Below are 19,232 nucleotides of genomic sequence, written 5' to 3'. Positions count from 1 at the left end.
TTTACAGCCGGCCGATTCTGCATTATTCTTGGACCAGCTTAACAGCAATTTATAACTGGAGGTGATTGATACTCTTGAAAACATTAAAAGCACTGCTGCTTGTTCTTATCATCATTGCCGGAGCAGTCGCGGCCCTGATCAAGGGTGATCTTTTCTCAGATAACGAGCAAACCGTTCAGAAGAGTGATTACGACAAGGTAATCCTATTTCCGTCCGATCGATATCCGGAAACAGCAAAGCATATTAAGGACGCGATAAAAGAAGGGCATTCCAGCATATGCACCATTGACAGAGACGGAGTACATAAGCGTCGTGAGCAATCTCTTAAACATGTACCTGTAAAAACGGGATACGATAGGGATGAATGGCCGATGGCGGTTTGTAAACAGGGCGGAAACAACGCCTCCGTAGAATATATTTCTCCGGCAGACAACCGCGGAGCCGGCTCATGGGTCGGACACCAGCTTACCAATGATCCCGACGGAACGAGAGTATTATTTAAAATCAAGTAAAAAACAGGAGGAACAGCGCATTGATTAAATCATGGAAACCGCAAGAACTGGCCATTTCTTATCATCAATTTACAATCTTCCAAAAAGATTCAGAACCGCCTGTTATCGATTGGACCGATGAAGCCATTGAAAAAGGATATGCGGAAGCTGACGGAGCTGTTTCATTTGAGGCAAGGAGAAATACGAGGGCATTTATCGTTCTCAGGCTTAACACAAGTCAACCGGTACCATCCTATGAGAAAAAAGCGACTGTTCCCTTTGAGGCTGTAAAAGATGGAATTGAGATTGAAAGCGTGATGTCAAAGCGGCTTTTCTTTCATATTCCGAAAGGCCGATACAGCCTTACCTGTTATTCAGTGCCTGCCGAAATATCCGATCTTCATGCGGATACGTATATTATTGATGCAGCCGCAATGTAAAAGAAATCCCTGAGAGAATCATATTTCTCTCAGGGAACTTTTATAAACTTTTACCGTTTGTTTCAATTACATTCCGGTACCAATAAAAACTTTTTTTCCTGATCCGTTTCAAATCCTTTTCATCTTCTTCATCTCGATTGATATACACAAAACCGTAGCGTTTTTGATAGCCGTTCAGCCAGCTTAACAGATCCGTGAATGACCAGCTGCGTAGCCGATGAGATGAACTCCTCCGTCACTAATAGCCACTCTGCACTGTTCACCCATACTGAAGGATTACCGTCTTTATCCCAGGCTCCTTCAGCCTGATAGGCAGCCGAGGCTGCCCCCCATAGAAATGTATCAGGGAACAGGCCCTGTTTTTTATGTATCATGTGTTTCATCCTCCTGATGCCTATGATATTGATATACGTTATGAAACGCGTTTCAGAGCAATCCCGATAAAAACAAAAAAGCATCCGGCTTGCCGGATGCTTAAGAATGATGATGCCGCTTTTCCAATTTATGAGGCGGAGGCTTCGGGACAAATCCATTTTGTTTCATCATGTTAAAGCGCCTGTCCATATGCTGTTTAATATGTTCTGCTTTTTCTTTCGGCAGGACCCCGTACTCAACATATTTGGATATGACATGTTTTCGTTTTTCGAGCACTTCTTTTTCGAGTGATTCAATTTCTTTTTTCTGCTGTTCCGTGAGTGACATTGTTGAAGGCATTTTTGTTCCGGCTGCATGTGCCGGCATTGTGAAAACCATTGCTGTAATGAAAAACGCAGCTAAAGACAATGCAGCTTTTTTCATGATTCTTTCCTCCTTTAACGTTTGTTATATGTTTCTCCCTCATCCATTTTTTATGCAAAAAAAAGAGCGAAATTATTCGCTCTTTTCAATCGATTCGTCCGGCAGCGCGTACGTGACATACGTTCCCGCTACAAAATCGTGGATTGACCGTCTGTCTTCTCTCATTCCGACCATGAATGCGCTCACGATCACACCGATTCCAAACGTCACGCCATATATCAGGCCGCCCACAAGCACTCTCAAAATCATAGTGAGAAAGCCTACCTGAGTTCCGTCTTTTTTGACGATACGGATACCGCAGATCTTTTTGCCGATAACATAACCGTTCCAGTATACAGGGAGCAAAATACCATAAAGAGTCAAAATAATGCTGATCATTGCGCTCTCATTCGGATCTTTTCCTGTTGCCAGCATAAAAATAATCGCCAAAGGCACTGAAGTAATTAAATAGTCGAGTACCACAGCTCCCAATCTGATCCAAAATCCCGCCGGTCTGTAAATATTCATCGTGTTTCTCCTCGCTATGGCTTTAAAATCACTTTAATGTTGCCATCTTCTTTTTTGTCAAATATATCATATGCAGCAGGAGCTTCCGCAAGACTCATTTTGTGTGTAATGATATCCGTCGGATCAATTTCATTTTGTTCGATCATTTGATACAGCATCGGCATCAGATGAATAACGGGTGCCTGGCCCATTTTTAAAGAAACGTTGCGTGTGAAAAAATCACCGAGCGGAAAGCCGTCCGCTTCAGAAATGTATGCGCCCGTGAGCTGCAGGGTTCCGAACTTCTTAACGGCTTCTGATGCTGTAAGAATCGGACTGATCGTTCCGAACTGATTCGGTTTTTGCTCTGTTTTTTCTTTTGAAAGCGGCGTGCCGTCCATTCCGACACAATCAATCACTACATCCGCGCCCCCTGACGTTTGTTCATGCAGCAGTTTCCCGATCTCATCATGTTCTGAAAAATTGAAGGTCTCTGCTCCGTTTATGCGTCTCGCATGTTCAAGGCGATGCGGGACTTGATCGACTGCGATAACCCGCTTTGCTCCTTTTTTCCACGCGAATTTTTGCGCCATTAAGCCGATCGGACCTGATCCCAGAATCACGACTGTATCCCCTTTTTTCACTCCGCTGTGCTGGACGCTCCAAAAGGCGGTCGGCATGACATCTGACAGAAGCAGCACCTGCTCATCTTCAAGCTCACTGTCTGCCGGAACCAGAAAAGAAGAGAAATCAGCATAAGGAACACGTAAATATTCAGCCTGCCCGCCGGGATAATTACCGTTAAACTCCGAAAAACCGAATAAGCCGCCGGCATCTGTATGAGGATTTGGATTAGATTCATCACACTGGCTTTCCATCTGGTGCTTGCAATAATGACATTCTCCGCATCCGATATTAAAAGGAATCACGACCCGGTCGCCTTTTTTCAGCTTTTTGACTTGACTGCCCGTTTCTTCAACGATTCCCATCGGCTCATGCCCGACGATATAACCCGGATCGGCGGGTATCCCGTTTTTATGTAAATGAAGGTCTGAACCGCATATCCCGGTTGCGGTGATTCGAACGATGACATCTCTCTCATCTTGAATGGCGGGTGCCGGGACTTCTTTCACTTCCATATGTTCTTTTCCTTGGTATGTCAGTGCTTTCACACTTGGTCAGCTCCTTTTTCATCACTCCTTCCCTTTTCACCTGCTTCTAAACTTGGCCGGTATGTTATTCGGCCCGCTGAATATCCCATTGAAAAGGATCTTCAAGCTGCGACCAATCGGAATCGAACTCAGACGGCGTGAGCAGGCACTGATCCAATTCCTTTGTAATGGCTGCTTCATCTAAATCTGTTCCGATAAACACCAGGTTCGTATGACGGTCTCCGAATTGGTCGTCCCAATCTTCCAGAATCTCCGGTTCCTGCTGTTTAATCTGCTCCTGCTCAAGTTTCGGCATTGCCGCCACCCAATAAGAAACAGGCTCAATCGAAACCGCCGGACCCGCCTGAGACATCAGCAGCGCAAGGCTGTTGCGGGTTGCGCACCAAGCAATTCCTTTTGCGCGCACAATGTTGTCAGGCATTGATTGATGCAGCCAGCTGTCAAAACGAACGGTATGAAACGGCAGACGCCGCGAGTACACAAACGAAGTGATGCCGTACTCTTCCGTTTCGGGAGTGTGCGCTTCATGACCTGCCGTCAGTTCCTTTATCCATCCTGCTGATGAACTCGCTTCCTCAAACTCAAATAAACCGGTATTCAATATGTATTCGGCGGGCACTTCTCCGCGGACGGACCGGATCAGTCTGGCACGGGGCTGTAATGCGCGAAGGACTGTTTCCAGCTGTTCAAGCTCTTTTTCGCCCACCATGTCGCATTTATTTAAAATGAGCACATCACAAAACTCGATTTGGTCAATTAATAAATCGGCAATCACCCGTTCATCCTCTTCTCCCGCCGCTTCCTTCCGGTCAAGTAGGCTGTCACCGGACTGGAAATCATGCCAGAAGCGGTTTGCATCCACCACGGTCACCATTGTGTCCAGCCTGCAGAATGTTGTCAGATCAATACCCATTTCTTCATCTATATAAGAAAATGTCTGGGCAACGGGAATCGGTTCGCTGATCCCTGTTGATTCAATCACTATATAATCAAATCTGCCGTCTTTCGCGAGTTTCTCAACTTCGACTAATAAATCTTCACGCAGCGTGCAGCAGATACAGCCATTGGATAATTCTACGAGTTTCTCATCCGTCCTTGACAAGCCGCCTCCCTGCTTCACCAAGCCCGCGTCTATATTTACTTCGCTCATGTCATTGACGATGACGGCAATTTTTAAACCGTTGCGGTTTTGTAAAATATGATTCAAAACGGTCGTCTTTCCGGAACCAAGATAGCCGCTCAATACTGTAACCGGAATTTTTTTCATGAAATAGCCTCCTATCAAAATAGAATAATTACGATTTACATACTGCACCTGCCTTATTTTCATCATGATGTACATGGTTATAAATCGTAATCGTTACTATTTATTCTGATATATTCTCCGTTTAAAATCAAGTGAAAATGATAAATCATAAAAAAGACACGCTGTCATACGTGTCTTCCGCCCAAACTTAAACATCCGCAGGACTGTTTTCAGTGCCATAGCTTTTTCTCCAAAAATAGCCTGCGGCCAGAACAAGCACAAATGCGAGCAATGCGATACATGAAAAAGAGATAAAACCGATCGCATAAGTACCCGTCATCTGCTTCAATGATCCTAAAATATTCGGAAGGAAAAAACCCCCTATGCCGCCGGCTGCTCCGACGATCCCCGTCACCATTCCGATTTCTTTTGCAAAGTGCTGAGGGACAAGCTGAAATACCGCTCCGTTGCCCATACCGAGCGCCATCATTCCGATAAACAGCAGAACGATCACCGTTGAAAGCGGAGGCAGGCTGCTGACTCCCGCCATACACAGAGCCGCGATGACAAACAGTACAGCGAGAACTTTCGCACCTCCCGCACGGTCTGAAATCCAGCCTCCTGCTGGGCGAAAAAAACTGCCCGCCGCGACACATATTGTAACGAAATCACCGGCATGGATTTTTGACAATTGATATTGATCAACGAAAAAAATCGCCAAAAAACTTGATAATCCCACAAAACCTCCGAAAGTGACGCCGTACAAAAGACAGAAACACCATGTCTCCTTCTGCCTGAAAACGTGAAGGTAGTTTTTAAGCGGCTGCGGTGCGGGCTGTGCAGGAGAGTCCTTCGCCATGACGATAAACAGTATAAAAACAATCATCAACGGAAGAAGCGCAATTCCCATTACACTGTGCCACCCAAACTGTTCTGCAAGGCGGGGACCGAACAATGTCGCAAACAAAGTGCCGCTGTTGCCGGCACCTGCTATCCCCATCGCAAGCCCCTGCAAGTGAGGCGGATACCACCGGCTCGCCATCGGAAGCGCAACAGCAAAACTTGCGCCCGCTACGCCCAGCAGAATGCCGATCGCATACAGCTCAGTCAAAGAACGGCCCCCGAATGCCCCCCAAAGCAGCGGGATCATCGTGATCAGCATCCCGATCACGGCTGTTTTCTTCGGCCCGATCCTGTCCGTTAACACACCTAAAATGATCCGAAACACAGATCCTGATAAGATCGGCAGAGCCACGACAAACCCTTTTTCAAAAGAAGATAACCCGAAATCCTGAGAAATATAAACGCCGAGAGCCCCCAGCATGACCCAAATCATAAAACTCACATCAAAATATAAGAAGGAACAGAGCAGAGTGAGCGGATGGCCGCTTGTTTTTAATTCCGACAGCTTCATAACATTCTCCTTTCCGGTCTTCTATCATTTCAAATTGCTGAATCAAGAATATATGACCGGCATTCACCGGAAAAGACATGTGTAAGATAATGCGACACATTTAATGCGTTAATCAGGCAATGTGCCATAATTTCTCATAGAGAAGCAAAACTTACAGGCAGCTGCAAAGGAGGTTTGGCGAATGAAGAAACAACGATTAATTGCAGCAGGGAACGGAATGGCCGGAATCCGCTGTATTGAACACATTTTAAAGATGAACCGTGACATGTTTGAGATTGTTATTTTCGGAACCGAACCTCATCCCAATTACAATCGCATTCTCTTATCCTCCGTTTTACAAGGTGAGGTTTCGCTTGATGACATTACGCTGAATAGCCGCGAATGGTACGAAAAAAACGGAATTACGCTTTACACGGGAGAAACGGTTGTAGACATTGATACAGAACGGCAGGTTGTCACAACGGATCGAAAGCGCAGCATGACTTACGATCATTTCATCGCGGCAACGGGCTCCTCTCCTTATATTCTCCCCATACCCGGAGCAGATAAAGAAGGTGTGTACAGCTTTCGGACAATAGAGGACTGCCAATCCCTTATCAATGCGGCCGGCCGGTATCAAAAGGCGGCGGTCATCGGCGCCGGTTTATTAGGTCTTGAAGCGGCCGTCGGCTTACGGCAGCTCGGCATGGACGTCAGCGTCATTCACCACTCTTCCGCCATTATGCAAAAACAGCTTGATCAAACGGCATCCCATCTGCTGCAGAAAGAACTGGAGCGAAAAGGCTTAGTCTTTCTTTTAGAGAAAGACACAGCATCCATTACAGGAAACTCACGGGCGGAAGGCATCCGTTTCAAAGACGGTTCTTCCATAGAAGCAGACCTGATTGTCATGGCCGCCGGTGTGAGGCCCAATATCCGATTGGCTGCATCTGCCGGACTTTCAGTGAACCGAGGAATCATCGTCAATCAATTCATGCAGACGAACAAACCGAATGTGTATGCCGTCGGTGAATGCGCAGAGCATGACGGGATTGTATACGGATTGGCGGCGCCGCTTTATGAACAGGGAAAAGTGCTCGCACAGCATCTATGCGGTATTCCGTGCGAAGGGTTTCAAGGCTTTGCACAATCTGCGGCCTTAAAAATAGCCGGTATTGATGTATGGTCGGCAGGAAAGGTGCACGAGGATGAGCACACAGCCGGCATATTGTTCCATGATGAGCATGCAGGCATCTACAAAAAAGTGCTCTTTGAGGACGATAAACCGGCCGGCTTTATTTTATTCGGGGACACGCGCGGTAAACAGCGGCTTCTCGACAGTCTTGTGAAGCAAAGAGATATTTCCATCGTGAAAAAACAGCTCATGGAACCGGATCAAGGCGGTATATCCTTTGAATCCATGCCTCCCCATGAAACCATTTGCCAATGCAGCTCAGTGACCAAGGGCTCCATTGAAGAAGCGGTGAACAAATATAGCTTAAAAACCGCGGAGGAAGTGAAGCACATGACAAAAGCGTCCGGGTCTTGCGGAGGATGCAGGCCGCTCGTTGAAGACTTGCTGAAGTATATGGCGAGCGATGATTACACAAAACCCTCCCGCCAGCCTTCGTTTTGCGGCTGCACCGATTTGACGGAAGAAGAAGTCATCGTGGAACTTCGGCGCCGTCCGTTCACTGATGCCGCCGAGGTAATGAAAGAGATCGGCTGGAAAACAGAAAACGGCTGCCGCATTTGTATTCCGGCGCTTCACTATTACCTGGAAAGGACGCGGCCTGATTTTATGCAGTTCAATGAAATATCGGCAGAAGAGACATGCACCCTGATTCCGCAAATGTACGGCGGACTGACAAGTGCGGCAGAGCTCAAAAACATCGCAGACGTCATCGAAGAATACGGCATCCCCGGCGTTTCGATGACTGACAGTCACCGGCTGAGGCTTTCCGGAATCAGGCCAAATGACCTTGCAAGCATCAGAAAAGCACTGAACATGCCGGTTTTCTCCCCCCGGCACCGCTGGACGATTCAAATCAAAGCATGTACGTGCGGACAGCATCGCTCCTTTCAAGAACTGGCAAGCAGGATTGAACGAGATACCGACATGCTTGCCGTCCCCGCTTATGTATCCGTCAGTTTGTCATGTGAAAACAATTGCACCGATGCTTACATTCAGGATATCGGCGCGCTTCAGACACAAACTTGCTGGGAGATTTATATCGGGGGCGTCCGCGGAAAACAAGCCCGCGCCGGCAGCCTTTTTTGTGTGACGAATAACGAAGACAGTACCGCCGCTATGATGAAAGGCCTTATTCAGTATTATCGCGAAACGGCTCACTACAACGAAGCGATTTATCAATGGGTTGACAGACTCGGCCTCGTCCATATCAGAGAAATGCTGTTTGAAGAAGATATGCGGACACAGCTTCTGAAAAATCTCAGTTCAGACATATCCCTGCTGCAAAACCTGCCTGCCGGGAAAACGCCATACGAAAGGATGAAGCTTTTTGACTGAACCGATGCTCCGTTATTTCCGTGACAAACTGCAAGATATCCAATCGGAAAAAACATATGAGACGCAATGCCCGTTCTGCAGCATGCAATGCAAAATGCAGCTTACGGAACAAACCTTCGCGGCACGAAAGAAATACACTGCAATCGGCATTGATAATCCGACGACACATGGCCGTTTATGTACAAAAGGCATGAATGCCCATCAGCATGCCGTGCACTCATCCCGCATTACACGCCCCCTGCTTAAAAAAAACGGTGAATTTGTGCCTGTCTCTTGGGCTGAAGCGCTGAATCGCATAAAGGAACAAATCAATCTGATCCAAACCGAACACGGCAATGATGCGATGGCCGTCTACGGGAGCGCCTCCATTACAAATGAAGAAGCCTATCTGCTTGGAAAGTTCGCACGGGTCGGCTTACAGACGAAATACATCGATTACAACGGGCGGCTCTGTATGTCTGCCGCAGCAACAGCGGCCGGCCAGACATTCGGCGCGGACAGGGGCCTGACGAATCCATTATCGGCCATTCCGCATACACGTGTCATCATCCTGGCAGGCACAAATATCGCCGAATGCCAGCCGACGATCATGCCGTATTTTGATAAAGCGAAAGAAAACGGGGCTTACATTATCGCTATTGACCCCCGGGAAACGGCGACGACCAAAATAGCCGATCTTCACCTGAAAATCAAGCCCGGCACAGACGCCGCCCTGGCAAACGGACTCGTCAAAATCTGCATTGACGAACAGCTTACAGACAAAGACTTTATCCGTACACGCACAAACGGATTCGATAAGCTCAAACGGCATACCGACGCTTTGGATCTGAAAGAGATCTCCGAGCAGACAAGTGTTCCTTTGGAGCATATGCGAAAGGCCGCCGTGAAGTTTGCCAAGGAAACATCCGGCATGCTGTTTACAGCGCGGGGGATCGAACAGCAGACTGACGGTACCGCGGCGGTGAAAGCTTTCTTAAATATGGTGCTGATCACTGGAAAAATCGGCAAGCCCTTCTCAGGTTACGGGGCGATTACCGGTCAAGGCAACGGACAAGGCGCGAGAGAACACGGCCAAAAAGCGGATCAGCTTCCGGGCTACCGTTCTATCGAAATTGAAGAACACCGGGCGTATATTGCGAAGGTGTGGGGGATTCATCAGGATGAGCTGCCGCGAAAAGGCGTCTCAGCCTATGAAATGATAGAAAAAATAGATAGCGGCGACATCAAAGGACTGTTTCTCATGTGTTCCAATCCGGCTGTTTCCGGCCCAAATGCGAATTTCGTCAAACAAGCAATCAAGAAACTGAGATTCTTTGTCGCAGTTGATTTATTTATTTCTGAGACCGCGGCATTCGCAGATGTGATTTTACCCGCCTCCTCTTATTTGGAAGACGAAGGCACGATGACAAATGTAGAAGGCCGCGTGACATTAAGAGAAGCGAGCCGCACCTGCCCCGGAGAAGCGAAACATGATTGGCAGATTATCTGTGACGTTGCCTCGGCTCTTGGTAAAGGGCATTATTTTCCCTATACGTCAGCGGAGGAAATCTTTAACGAACTGAGAGAAGCGAGCCGCGGCGGAATTGCTGATTACGCTGGCATCACCTATGACAGGCTCAGGAGGGAAGGCGGCATTCAGTGGCCATGTCCTGAAGCGGATCACCCCGGAACCGGGCGATTGTTTGAGCACTCATTTGCCCATCCCGATCACAGAGCTGAATTAAGCGTGATTCCAAATGAACCGGCCGTCCCGAAAGAGAAGCCGAGCGCCGGCTATCCGCTTTATTTAACCACGGGAAGGGTGATGTCTCACTACTTAACGGGTGTCCAAACGAGAAAAAGCTCCGCCCTGGCTGCAAGACATTTCGAATCCTTTGTGGAAATCCACCCAAAAACGGCAGCCGCCTATCATATCGAAGACCGTGTTCTCGTGAAAGTAGAATCCCCCCGGGGCAGCATCACCGTCCGGAGCAGATGGTCGGAGAACGTACGAAAAGACACGTTGTTTGTCCCCATCCATTGGTCTGACACGCAAAACGTCAACGATTTAATTGGTGAAGCCTTGGATCCGGACTGTAAAATGCCCGGTTTTAAGATGTGCGCGGTACGAATCAGCCCTATATAATTTTTCATAAAATTTTTAGATTTTTTAGTATTTTTTGTTACATTTCATAACATGCACCTTAAATATTTGTTTTTGCTGTGCTACGCTAAAGAAAACATAGATAAGGAGCGGATCATCTGATGGGAAAAAAACAGCTAGTCCTTGTTGGAAATGGAATGGCCGGGGTAAGAGCGATTGAAGAAATACTGCGTGTTTCAAAAGACGAATTCGAGATTACAATATTCGGGGCCGAACCTCATCCCAACTATAACCGAATCCTTCTGTCAAAAGTGCTGCAAGGCGATACCGACATTCAAGACATTACGTTAAACGATTGGAACTGGTACAAAGAAAACAACATCCAGCTGTATACCGGTGAAACAGTCATCAAAGTCGACACGGAAAACAAAACCGTCATCACCGATGCAGACAGAATCCAGCCTTACGATGAACTCATCCTGGCGACGGGCTCTGTCCCTTTTATCCTTCCGATTCCGGGCGCAGACAAACAAGGCGTCACGGCATTCCGGGACATAAAAGATACAGACACGATGCTCGCCGCGTCAAAACAATATAAAAAAGCAGCCGTCATCGGCGGAGGACTGCTGGGTTTGGAAGCCGCACGCGGACTGCTGAATCTCGGAATGGACGTGTCTGTCATCCACCTCGCCCCATTCCTGATGGAGCGCCAGCTTGACGCAGCGGCGGGACGCCTGCTGCAAAACGAATTAGAAAAACAAGGCATGACCTTTTTCCTTGAAAAGCAAACCGAAGAAATTCTCGGTACTGACCGTGTCGAAGGCGTACGCTTCAAAGACGGCACAAGCATCGAAGCTGACCTGGTCGTCATGGCGGTCGGCATCCGCCCGAATACACAGCTTGGCACAGAAAGCGGCATTCCGGTAAACCGCGGAATCATTGTCAATGATTATATGCAGACTGACATTCCGCACATTTACGCGGTCGGTGAATGTGCCGAGCACCGCGGAATCGCATACGGTCTTGTGGCGCCGCTCTATGAACAGGCGAAAGTGCTGGCCAAACATATTTGCGGCATTGAAACAAAACCGTATGAAGGCTCCGTTCTCTCCACTCAATTAAAGGTATCAGGCGTCGAAGTCTTCTCTGCCGGTGACTTTGACGAATCAGAGGACAAAAAAGCGATTAAAGTGTTCGATGAGCAGGACGGCATTTATAAAAAAATCGTCCTGAGGGGCAATCAAATTGTCGGCGCTGTTTTGTTCGGCGACAGCAGCGAGGGCGGCCGCCTGTTTTCTATGATTCAAAAAGAAGCCGATATCTCCGAAACTTCCAAAATATCAATCTTACAGCCTCTTGACCAGGAAGCAGGCGCAAGCATGACCGCGGCGATGAGCGACGATGAAATCATCTGCGGATGCAACGGCGTTTCAAAAGGCGCGATTATTCAAGCCATTCAGGAAAAAGGCTGCACATCAACGGACGAAATCAAAGCATGCACCGGGGCATCCCGTTCCTGCGGAGGCTGTAAACCGCTCGTGGAAGACATTCTTCAATATACACTGGGCTCAGAATTTGACGCGTCCGCGCAAAAAGAAGCGATTTGCGGCTGCACCTCACTGTCGAGAGATGAAGTCGTAGAAGAAATCAAAGCCAAAGGGCTGTCGCATACAAGAGAAATCATGAACGTGCTCGGCTGGAAAACGCCGGAGGGCTGCTCCAAATGCCGTCCTGCCCTCAACTACTACTTAGGCATGATTAATCCGGCTACATACGAGGATGACAGAACATCCCGTTTTGTGAACGAACGGATGCACGCCAATATTCAAAAAGACGGAACATACTCAGTCGTGCCGCGGATGTACGGCGGCGTGACCAACTCTCAGGATCTCCGCAAGATCGCCGATGTCGTCGACAAATATGAGATCCCGCTCGTTAAAATGACCGGCGGCCAGCGGATTGATCTCATCGGCGTCAAAAAAGAAGACCTGCCGAAAGTATGGGCCGAGCTTGATATGCCGTCAGGCTACGCGTACGGAAAAACACTCCGCACAGTAAAAACGTGCGTGGGCGAACAATTCTGCCGCTTCGGCACGCAAGACTCCATGGCACTGGGCATTGCGCTTGAGAAAAAATTCGAAGGGCTCAATACGCCTCATAAGGTCAAAATGGCCGTGTCCGCCTGCCCTCGGAACTGTGCGGAATCAGGCATTAAGGACCTTGGCGTTGTCGGCATTGACGGAGGCTGGGAGCTTTATGTCGGCGGAAACGGCGGAACCCATTTGCGCGCCGGTGATTTGCTGATGAAAGTAAAAACGAATGAAGAAGTCTTAGAATATGCGGGGGCTTACCTTCAGTACTACAGAGAAACGGCAAACTATCTGGAGCGGACATCCGCATGGCTTGAGCGCGTCGGTTTATCTCATGTCCAATCCGTATTAAACGATCCGGAAAAACGGCAGGAGCTCAACGACAGAATGAATGAGACACTCTCTGTCCACAAAGATCCGTGGCAATACTTCCTTAAAGATAAAAAAGCTTCTAAAGATCTATTCGAAAATGTCGTCACGACTTCATAAAACAGTAAGGGGGAACGGACATGGTTAATAAAGATATGACAAAGGTTTGCATAGGCAGAGTAGACGAATTACCCGAGGAGTTAGGAAAAACCGTATATATAGAAGATAAAGAGCTTGCCGTTTTTAAGCTTTCTGACGGGAGCGTGCGCGCCGTCGAAAACCGCTGTCCCCATAAAGGGGGCGTCCTGGCTGAAGGCATCGTCAGCGGAGAATACGTCTTCTGCCCGATGCATGACTGGAAAATCTCCTTAGAAGACGGAAAAGTCCAAGAGCCGGATCATGGCTGTGTCAAAACATACGAAACACTGATTGAAGGAGAGAATGTATACCTCCTGTATTGAACAAAGACCGGATCACTTTTTCAAGTGGTCCTTCATTTTTTAAATTGCTGAAGGGATGACGCCATCATGAAAAACGGAATCGTATATTTTGTCGGTGCCGGACCAGGAGACCCGGGGCTGATCACCGTAAAAGGAAAACAGGCTCTGGAGAAAGCGGATATCATTTTGTATGACCGGCTCGCAAACCCAAAGTTTCTTGAATATGCCTCACCGGACTGCCGGTTCATTTATTGTGGAAAGCTGCCCGACCGCCATTTTATGAAACAGTCTGAGATAAATGCCCTGCTGATTGAAAAAGCGGCGGAGGGCTGCACCGTCGTCCGCTTGAAAGGCGGAGACCCAAGTGTGTTCGGCAGAGTCGGCGAAGAAGCGGAGGCGCTTCATCAGCACGGCATCCGCTACGAAATGGTGCCCGGCATCACCTCGGGAATCGCAGCGCCGCTGTATGCGGGAGTCCCCGTCACCCATCGTGATTTCGCTTCGTCCTTCGCGATGATCACCGCTCATGATACATCATTGCAAGGCAGGCCGAATCTCGACTGGGAAGGGCTTGCCCGAAGCGTTCAAACGCTTGTGTTTTACATGGGCGTTAAAAATCTGTCATTTATATGCCGGCAGCTTATGGAGTACGGAAAATCCCCTTCCGTTCCCGTACTCGTCATTCAATGGGGGACGTGGGGGCGGCAGCGAAGCGTTAAAGGAACGCTTCAGGATATCCATGAAAAAGTTCAAAGCCAAAACATCACCAACCCTGCCATTATCGTCATCGGTGATATTGTCAATTTTCAAACACACAGCTGGTTTGAAAGCAAACCGTTCATCGGGCGGCATATCATGGTTGTCACTCATGGCGATGAAGAACATACATTGACAAACAAGCTGCGCGAGTATGGCGCCGATGTTATTGAATGGCCGAAGCGGATCGTTAAAAAAATGCCCGCAAACGAAAACATCCTGAAACAGATCAGCACCTTTGAACATATATCTTTCACATCGCGCCTTGCGGTATGCGAATTCTTTGACACACTGGCTTTCAAGCAGATCGACATCCGCCGGGTGACCGCAACCCTGAATGCGGCGACTGAGGCCGCAAAGACGGAACTGACAAAACGGGGCTTTCTCCTATCCGAATGTCAAATTGATTCTCCGCATTCACTCATTGTAGGAAGCCGTCAAGCAGCAGAAAACTTGTCAGACTCAAAATCATGCTCTTTTTATATCACCCATGAACATATCGCGGATGAGCGGTTCACTTCCATGATCGAACGCACGATCAGTGAGTCTCCTCTGCAAATGATTATCTGTACGGGCAAAGAATCCGCTCAGCATTTGATCAGCGCCGGAAAACAAATCGGCATATCACCGGATCCGTCAGCAAACCGCCCTCCCGTCATCTGCATGGGCGAAGACGTCCCCGCCGGCTGCGGGTTTACCGCCGTGAAAAATCAGGAACAGTTATTTGCGTTTATACGAAATGAAATGAAAGACATGCTGGTTCACAGCTGATACGCCGGAATGCTTTTCTGACCCCCAGGCTCAACATCGGGGGTCAGCCCTTTTTTATTGTGTCACCAATTTTTTATGGTGAGTCGAATACATCGCCATCTGATCCGCCTGCGGGTCCAAATAGGCTTTGGCGCTGTTCACGGCGGTCGGCCCCTCCGTGAAACCGCCGGCAATCAATCTGAGCTTGCTTTCATAATGGGCGGCGTCACCGGCGACAAACACGCCCGGAAGATTCGTCCGCATATGTCTGTCAGCTTTAATTCTGCCTTCTTCTATCTCAAGCCCCCAGTCCTTCATCGGACCGAGATCAATTTTAAACCCGTGGTTGATAATGAGCTCATCAAGCTTGATGACTTCAGAAAGTCCGGACTCAGTTCGGCAAATGGTGACGCTCTCGATCCGTTCTCCGGTGCCGTTGAGATGCTTCAGTCGATACGGCGCAAGCACCCGCACGGAAGACCGCTTCATTTTCGCCACGCTGCTTTCCAAACCGCCGAACTCCTCCCTGCGGTGCAAGACGGTAACAGACGCCGCAATCGGTTCCAGCTCATTCGCCCAGTCAACCGCGGTATCTCCTCCTCCGGAAATCACGACATGCTTATCTCGAAACGAATCAAGCTTCTCCACCTTATAATGAAGGTTCTTTCCCGAATAACGGCTCGCATCCGCGCTGTCAAGTTCATTGACCTCAAGCGTTCCCATGCCGACGGCCAAAATCACCGTGCGTGTATAGTGCTTTTCCCCTTTGGAACTTTCCAGCACAATGGTTCCGTCTTCCAGCCGTTCAAATCCGGTCACCCGCTGATTCAACACGATATCCGGCTTAAATGTCGCAGCCTGTTCCTTCAGCTGCTTAATCAGCTGTTCTCCGACAATCCCAGGTATTCCGCCGATATCACGGATGATTTTTTCAGGGAAAAACATAGACACTTTCCCTCCGAGCCGCGGCAAAAACTCGATCACTTTCGTTTTCAGCTCACGCATCCCGCAATAAAAAGCCGCAAACAGGCCGATCGGGCCACCGCCTATAATCGTGACGTCATACACCTCATGATTTTCCGCCATCGTTCTGCCTCCCGTTTATATCTATACTTCAACATTTTTAATTGAGAATCAATATCAATGAAAGTATAACACATATTGTGGAGCAGTGTTTATTCATTTCTCATCTTGCGGAAAAGGAGTGATTCAGAAGTGAGGTTAAGCGGGAAGGTATTAAAACTGAAACCAGTACAACGACTGGTTTCTTTTTTATCTCTTTTTCATCAGCATGATATCGAGATACAGCTGGCACCTTGTCCTGAAGTCGTTTAAATTAATTGATGTCATGTCAAGAATCTGTTTGATACGGTAGTTCAATGTGTTTTGATGAATAAAAAGCTGTTCTGCGGCTGGTTTTGTTTTGCAGTTATTGAGGAGATAGATTTCTAACGTTTTCAGCAGTTCGGTACTGCTTTCTCTGTCTTTGGCTTTTAATAACGCTAAATCATCGTTTACATATTCCAGTGAGGCGTTTTTTTCTTCGATGCTTTCAAGATAGCGGTAAATCCCGAGCTTACTGTATTCGTACGGGATATTTTCCTGGTTTCCAGTAATTTCGGCGGCCTTTATGACTTCAAGGGCCTCTATATAACTTTTGCCGAGCTTCAGGATGCTGCTGTATTCATTGCCGATTCCGATATAGATGGGAGTGGGGATCTTCTGAAAGTGAAAATGAGTCAGCAGTTTGTGGATAAATTCAGATGCTGCCGAAGTGCCGGAGCTTTTTTGCGAGAAGCTTGCGACGACGATGACAATATTGGAATCAATGGTTAAGACGTGACTGACTTTATCCCGCAAATTCAAGTACGATTTGATGTTTTCCTTCACATCTTCGACTGCCTCCCCATCCCCATTTGCGGCGTGCAGGACGACCACTGAAAAAACCGACGGCAGCACGGCGTTCATCTTTTCCGCTTCCCGCCTGAACTCCTTTTCAGAGGAGAATTGCTGAAAGATCGCCCGTTTCACCAGGTCTTCCGCTCTTTCTTCTTTTTCTTGTTTCAGCCGGTTCGTTTTATAGATGATTTTTCCGACATGAAATGAAGTTTCATATAAAAAATCGAGCTCCTCGTCCGTCAAGTTTCGGTCGAGCTCCTGAATCCAGATGTAGCCCATCACTTCCCCTTTATGTTTTGCGCTTACAACCACTCTCTGATTCAGTCCGATACTGTCTATTTTTTCGACACGGAACGGTTCAGGAACGGTTTTCAGCTTTTCGATCACCCCGTCCTTCAGAAACCTTTCAAAAATCTGCACGGGGCATTTTTTTGAAAATATCGTCTGCTGGTTGGCGGAGTCGAAGTGATTAATGTAATAAGAATTATAGGCAAGCAAAAAGAAATCCGCGCTTTCCAGAATAACGGGCTTCTGCAATTCATAACTGATGAAATCAATTAATTTATCAATGTCCGTAAATGAAAAAACTCTCTCTAAAAGCTCTTCCATACCTATTTCTCCTATGCTCTTTTTATCTTTATCATACTCTGCGGGGTGACTTTTTGTATAGAAAAAAATTCACATATTCCCAAAACGGCATGATCCGAAAGCCTGTATCGTGAAAAGAGGAAAAAGGGCGGTCCCTTCTTCCTCTCGTTCCTTGCTTTTATTGAGAAAGTGTATCACGGTAATCATGAAACTGATCTGTGACATCTTTTGACGGAGCCTGTGTCAATAAGCTGACGACAAATACAGCGGCAAGGCTTACAGCAAAGCCCGGAATGATTTCGTACAAAAAGTCTGAAAGACCGGCATTCGCCCAAATGATTACGGTAATCGCTCCCGCAATCATGCCGGCGAGTGCCCCCCATTTCGTCATCCGTTTCCAAAATAAACTGAGCAGTACGACCGGCCCGAATGACGCGCCGAATCCCGCCCATGCATAGCTGACAAGACCAAGTATCGTGTTGTTTTTCTCCCAAGCGAGCACCAAAGCGATGATTGACACCGCAAGCACTGCCATTCTCCCCAGAAATACGAGTTCCTTATCAGAAGCCGAACGTCTGAACATGGACTTATACAAATCCTCTACTAAAGAACTGGACGTAACGAGCAGCTGAGACGAAATCGTACTCATAATGGCCGCTAAAATCGCAGAAATGAGAAATCCCGTAATAATCGGGTGGAACAGAATGTTGCCGAGCTGAATAAAAATGGTTTCCGGATCAGCCAGCTTCAGTCCGTGCTGGTGGTAATACGCGATTCCCGCAAGACCCGTAAACAGCGCGCCTAGTGCAGACAAAATCATCCATCCCATTCCGATCCGTCTGGCGCGTTTGATTTCTTTCACAGATGTGATCGCCATAAAGCGCACAATAATATGCGGCTGCCCGAAATAGCCGAGCCCCCACGCAAATAAAGAAATAATGCCAAGGACGGTGGTCCCTTTGAACATATTAAACAGTTCCGGGTTGACGGAACGGATATCGGCAACGGTTTCCCCCGGTCCGCCCGTATGAAAAATCGTCACAATCGGCACGAGAATAAGCGCCGCAAACATAATGATCCCTTGGACAAAGTCCGTCCAGCTTACCGCCAAAAAGCCCCCGAACAAGGTGTAGGCGACAACGACGCCTGTGACGACCCACAGCCCCGTGTGGTACTTCAACCCTAAAATGCTGTTGAATAAGACGCCTCCGGACACCATGCCGGATGATACGTAAAAAGTGAAAAAGATAAGAATAACAAGACCTGAAAACAGTCTGAGAAGCTTCGTATGATCACCGAAACGATTTTCAAGGAAACCCGGAATGGTGATGGAATTCCCCGCTTTTTCGGTATACGTTCTCAGCCTCGGCGCCACGAAAAGCCAGTTCGCCCACGCTCCGAGAACAAGTCCGAACACAATCCAAGCGCCGCTTAACCCCGTCGAGAACATGGCGCCCGGAAGCCCCATCAAGAGCCATCCGCTCATATCCGCCGCTCCCGCGCTGAGCGCTGTGACGGCAGGGCCTAAAGAACGCCCCCCGAGCATGTAATCCGTCAGATTTGACGTCCGTCTGTAGGCGTAATAGCCGATAAACAGCATGCCCGACATATAAATACAAATGGAAATAATCAACTGAATGTTTGCTATGGCATTTCCTCCTCCGCTTTATATGTTTATGGTGAAATGGACACCCCCCGCGA

Annotated in this window: 15 protein-coding genes and 2 pseudogenes; 7 read left to right on the top strand and 10 right to left on the bottom strand. The window is 48.0% G+C overall.

The features are described 5' to 3' along the window. Nucleotides 1-74 precede the first annotated feature (74 nt). Both OQ477_RS17120 and comJ read left to right on the top strand, forming a co-directional pair. Nucleotides 75-512, top strand: coding sequence for a NucA/NucB deoxyribonuclease domain-containing protein (locus OQ477_RS17120; RefSeq protein ID WP_003156588.1), 438 nt, complete (start codon nucleotides 75-77; stop codon nucleotides 510-512). A gap of 20 nt (nucleotides 513-532) precedes the next feature. Further along, nucleotides 533-931, top strand: a complete 399-nt coding sequence (gene comJ, locus OQ477_RS17115) for a competence protein ComJ (protein WP_265973328.1) — start codon at nucleotides 533-535, stop codon at nucleotides 929-931. Between the two features lie 40 nt (nucleotides 932-971). Here the strand turns inward: comJ and OQ477_RS17110 are convergent. From OQ477_RS17110 to OQ477_RS17080, 7 genes and pseudogenes are all read right to left on the bottom strand, one after another. Next, a pseudogene (locus OQ477_RS17110) lies at nucleotides 972-1,192 on the bottom strand (family 1 glycosylhydrolase); the annotation flags it as partial. Between the two features lie 14 nt (nucleotides 1,193-1,206). Then, nucleotides 1,207-1,305, bottom strand: a pseudogene (locus tag OQ477_RS17105) (family 1 glycosylhydrolase); the annotation flags it as partial. A gap of 100 nt (nucleotides 1,306-1,405) precedes the next feature. Further along, nucleotides 1,406-1,684, bottom strand: coding sequence for a YckD family protein (locus OQ477_RS17100; protein ID WP_263612330.1), 279 nt, complete (start codon nucleotides 1,682-1,684; stop codon nucleotides 1,406-1,408). A gap of 117 nt (nucleotides 1,685-1,801) precedes the next feature. Beyond that, nucleotides 1,802-2,236: an RDD family protein gene (locus OQ477_RS17095; RefSeq protein WP_014416871.1), complete on the bottom strand. Its 435-nt coding sequence runs from the start codon at nucleotides 2,234-2,236 to the stop codon at nucleotides 1,802-1,804. 14 nt (nucleotides 2,237-2,250) lie between these two features. Beyond that, entirely contained in the window at nucleotides 2,251-3,387 is a 1,137-nt protein-coding gene (locus tag OQ477_RS17090; RefSeq protein ID WP_265973324.1) for a zinc-dependent alcohol dehydrogenase, read from the bottom strand. A gap of 64 nt (nucleotides 3,388-3,451) precedes the next feature. Further along, nucleotides 3,452-4,654 carry a GTP-binding protein gene (locus tag OQ477_RS17085; RefSeq protein WP_265973322.1) on the bottom strand — a complete coding sequence of 401 codons (1,203 nt, stop codon included), beginning with the start codon at nucleotides 4,652-4,654 and terminating at the stop codon, nucleotides 3,452-3,454. Nucleotides 4,655-4,841: 187 nt separating this feature from the next. Then, nucleotides 4,842-6,047 (bottom strand): MFS transporter, encoded by a 1,206-nt coding sequence (locus OQ477_RS17080; protein ID WP_014416869.1) that lies wholly within the window; start codon nucleotides 6,045-6,047, stop codon nucleotides 4,842-4,844. A gap of 181 nt (nucleotides 6,048-6,228) precedes the next feature. Here OQ477_RS17080 and nirB point away from each other — a divergent pair, with 181 nt between their 5' ends. The 5 genes from nirB (at nucleotide 6,229) to cobA (ending at nucleotide 15,065) form a co-directional block, all read left to right on the top strand. Then, nucleotides 6,229-8,556 carry a nitrite reductase large subunit NirB gene (gene nirB, locus OQ477_RS17075; protein WP_265973320.1) on the top strand — a complete coding sequence of 776 codons (2,328 nt, stop codon included), beginning with the start codon at nucleotides 6,229-6,231 and terminating at the stop codon, nucleotides 8,554-8,556. Beyond that, a complete protein-coding gene (gene nasC, locus OQ477_RS17070) occupies nucleotides 8,549-10,681 on the top strand; it encodes an assimilatory nitrate reductase catalytic subunit NasC (RefSeq protein ID WP_265973319.1) in 2,133 nt (710 codons plus the stop codon). The genes nirB and nasC overlap by 8 nt, the downstream gene beginning before the upstream one ends. A 119-nt stretch (nucleotides 10,682-10,800) precedes the next feature. Then, nucleotides 10,801-13,218, top strand: coding sequence for an NADPH-nitrite reductase (gene nasD / locus OQ477_RS17065; protein WP_265973318.1), 2,418 nt, complete (start codon nucleotides 10,801-10,803; stop codon nucleotides 13,216-13,218). Between the two features lie 20 nt (nucleotides 13,219-13,238). Then, nucleotides 13,239-13,559, top strand: coding sequence for a nitrite reductase small subunit NirD (gene nirD / locus OQ477_RS17060; protein WP_265973316.1), 321 nt, complete (start codon nucleotides 13,239-13,241; stop codon nucleotides 13,557-13,559). A gap of 66 nt (nucleotides 13,560-13,625) precedes the next feature. Then, on the top strand, nucleotides 13,626-15,065 hold the full coding sequence (cobA, locus tag OQ477_RS17055) for a uroporphyrinogen-III C-methyltransferase (protein WP_265973315.1): 1,440 nt from the start codon (nucleotides 13,626-13,628) through the stop codon (nucleotides 15,063-15,065). Between the two features lie 54 nt (nucleotides 15,066-15,119). Here cobA and OQ477_RS17050 read toward each other — a convergent pair whose 3' ends face one another. The 3 genes from OQ477_RS17050 to putP form a co-directional block, all read right to left on the bottom strand. Next, a complete protein-coding gene (locus OQ477_RS17050; RefSeq protein ID WP_265973314.1) occupies nucleotides 15,120-16,130 on the bottom strand; it encodes an NAD(P)/FAD-dependent oxidoreductase in 1,011 nt (336 codons plus the stop codon). Nucleotides 16,131-16,316: 186 nt separating this feature from the next. Further along, complete coding sequence (locus OQ477_RS17045; protein ID WP_003156600.1) at nucleotides 16,317-17,552, bottom strand: PucR family transcriptional regulator; 1,236 nt, start codon at nucleotides 17,550-17,552, stop codon at nucleotides 16,317-16,319. A 157-nt stretch (nucleotides 17,553-17,709) separates the two neighbouring features. Further along, nucleotides 17,710-19,164, bottom strand: a complete 1,455-nt coding sequence (putP, locus tag OQ477_RS17040) for a sodium/proline symporter PutP (protein WP_265973313.1) — start codon at nucleotides 19,162-19,164, stop codon at nucleotides 17,710-17,712. Between the last annotated feature and the right edge of the window lie 68 nt (nucleotides 19,165-19,232).

Source organism: Bacillus sp. ChL18, from assembly GCF_026241425.1.
In the GTDB taxonomy this organism is placed as follows: domain Bacteria; phylum Bacillota; class Bacilli; order Bacillales; family Bacillaceae; genus Bacillus; species Bacillus velezensis.
Note: the sequence above shows the minus strand (reverse complement) of the source record. Positions and strands in the feature narration are given on the sequence as shown.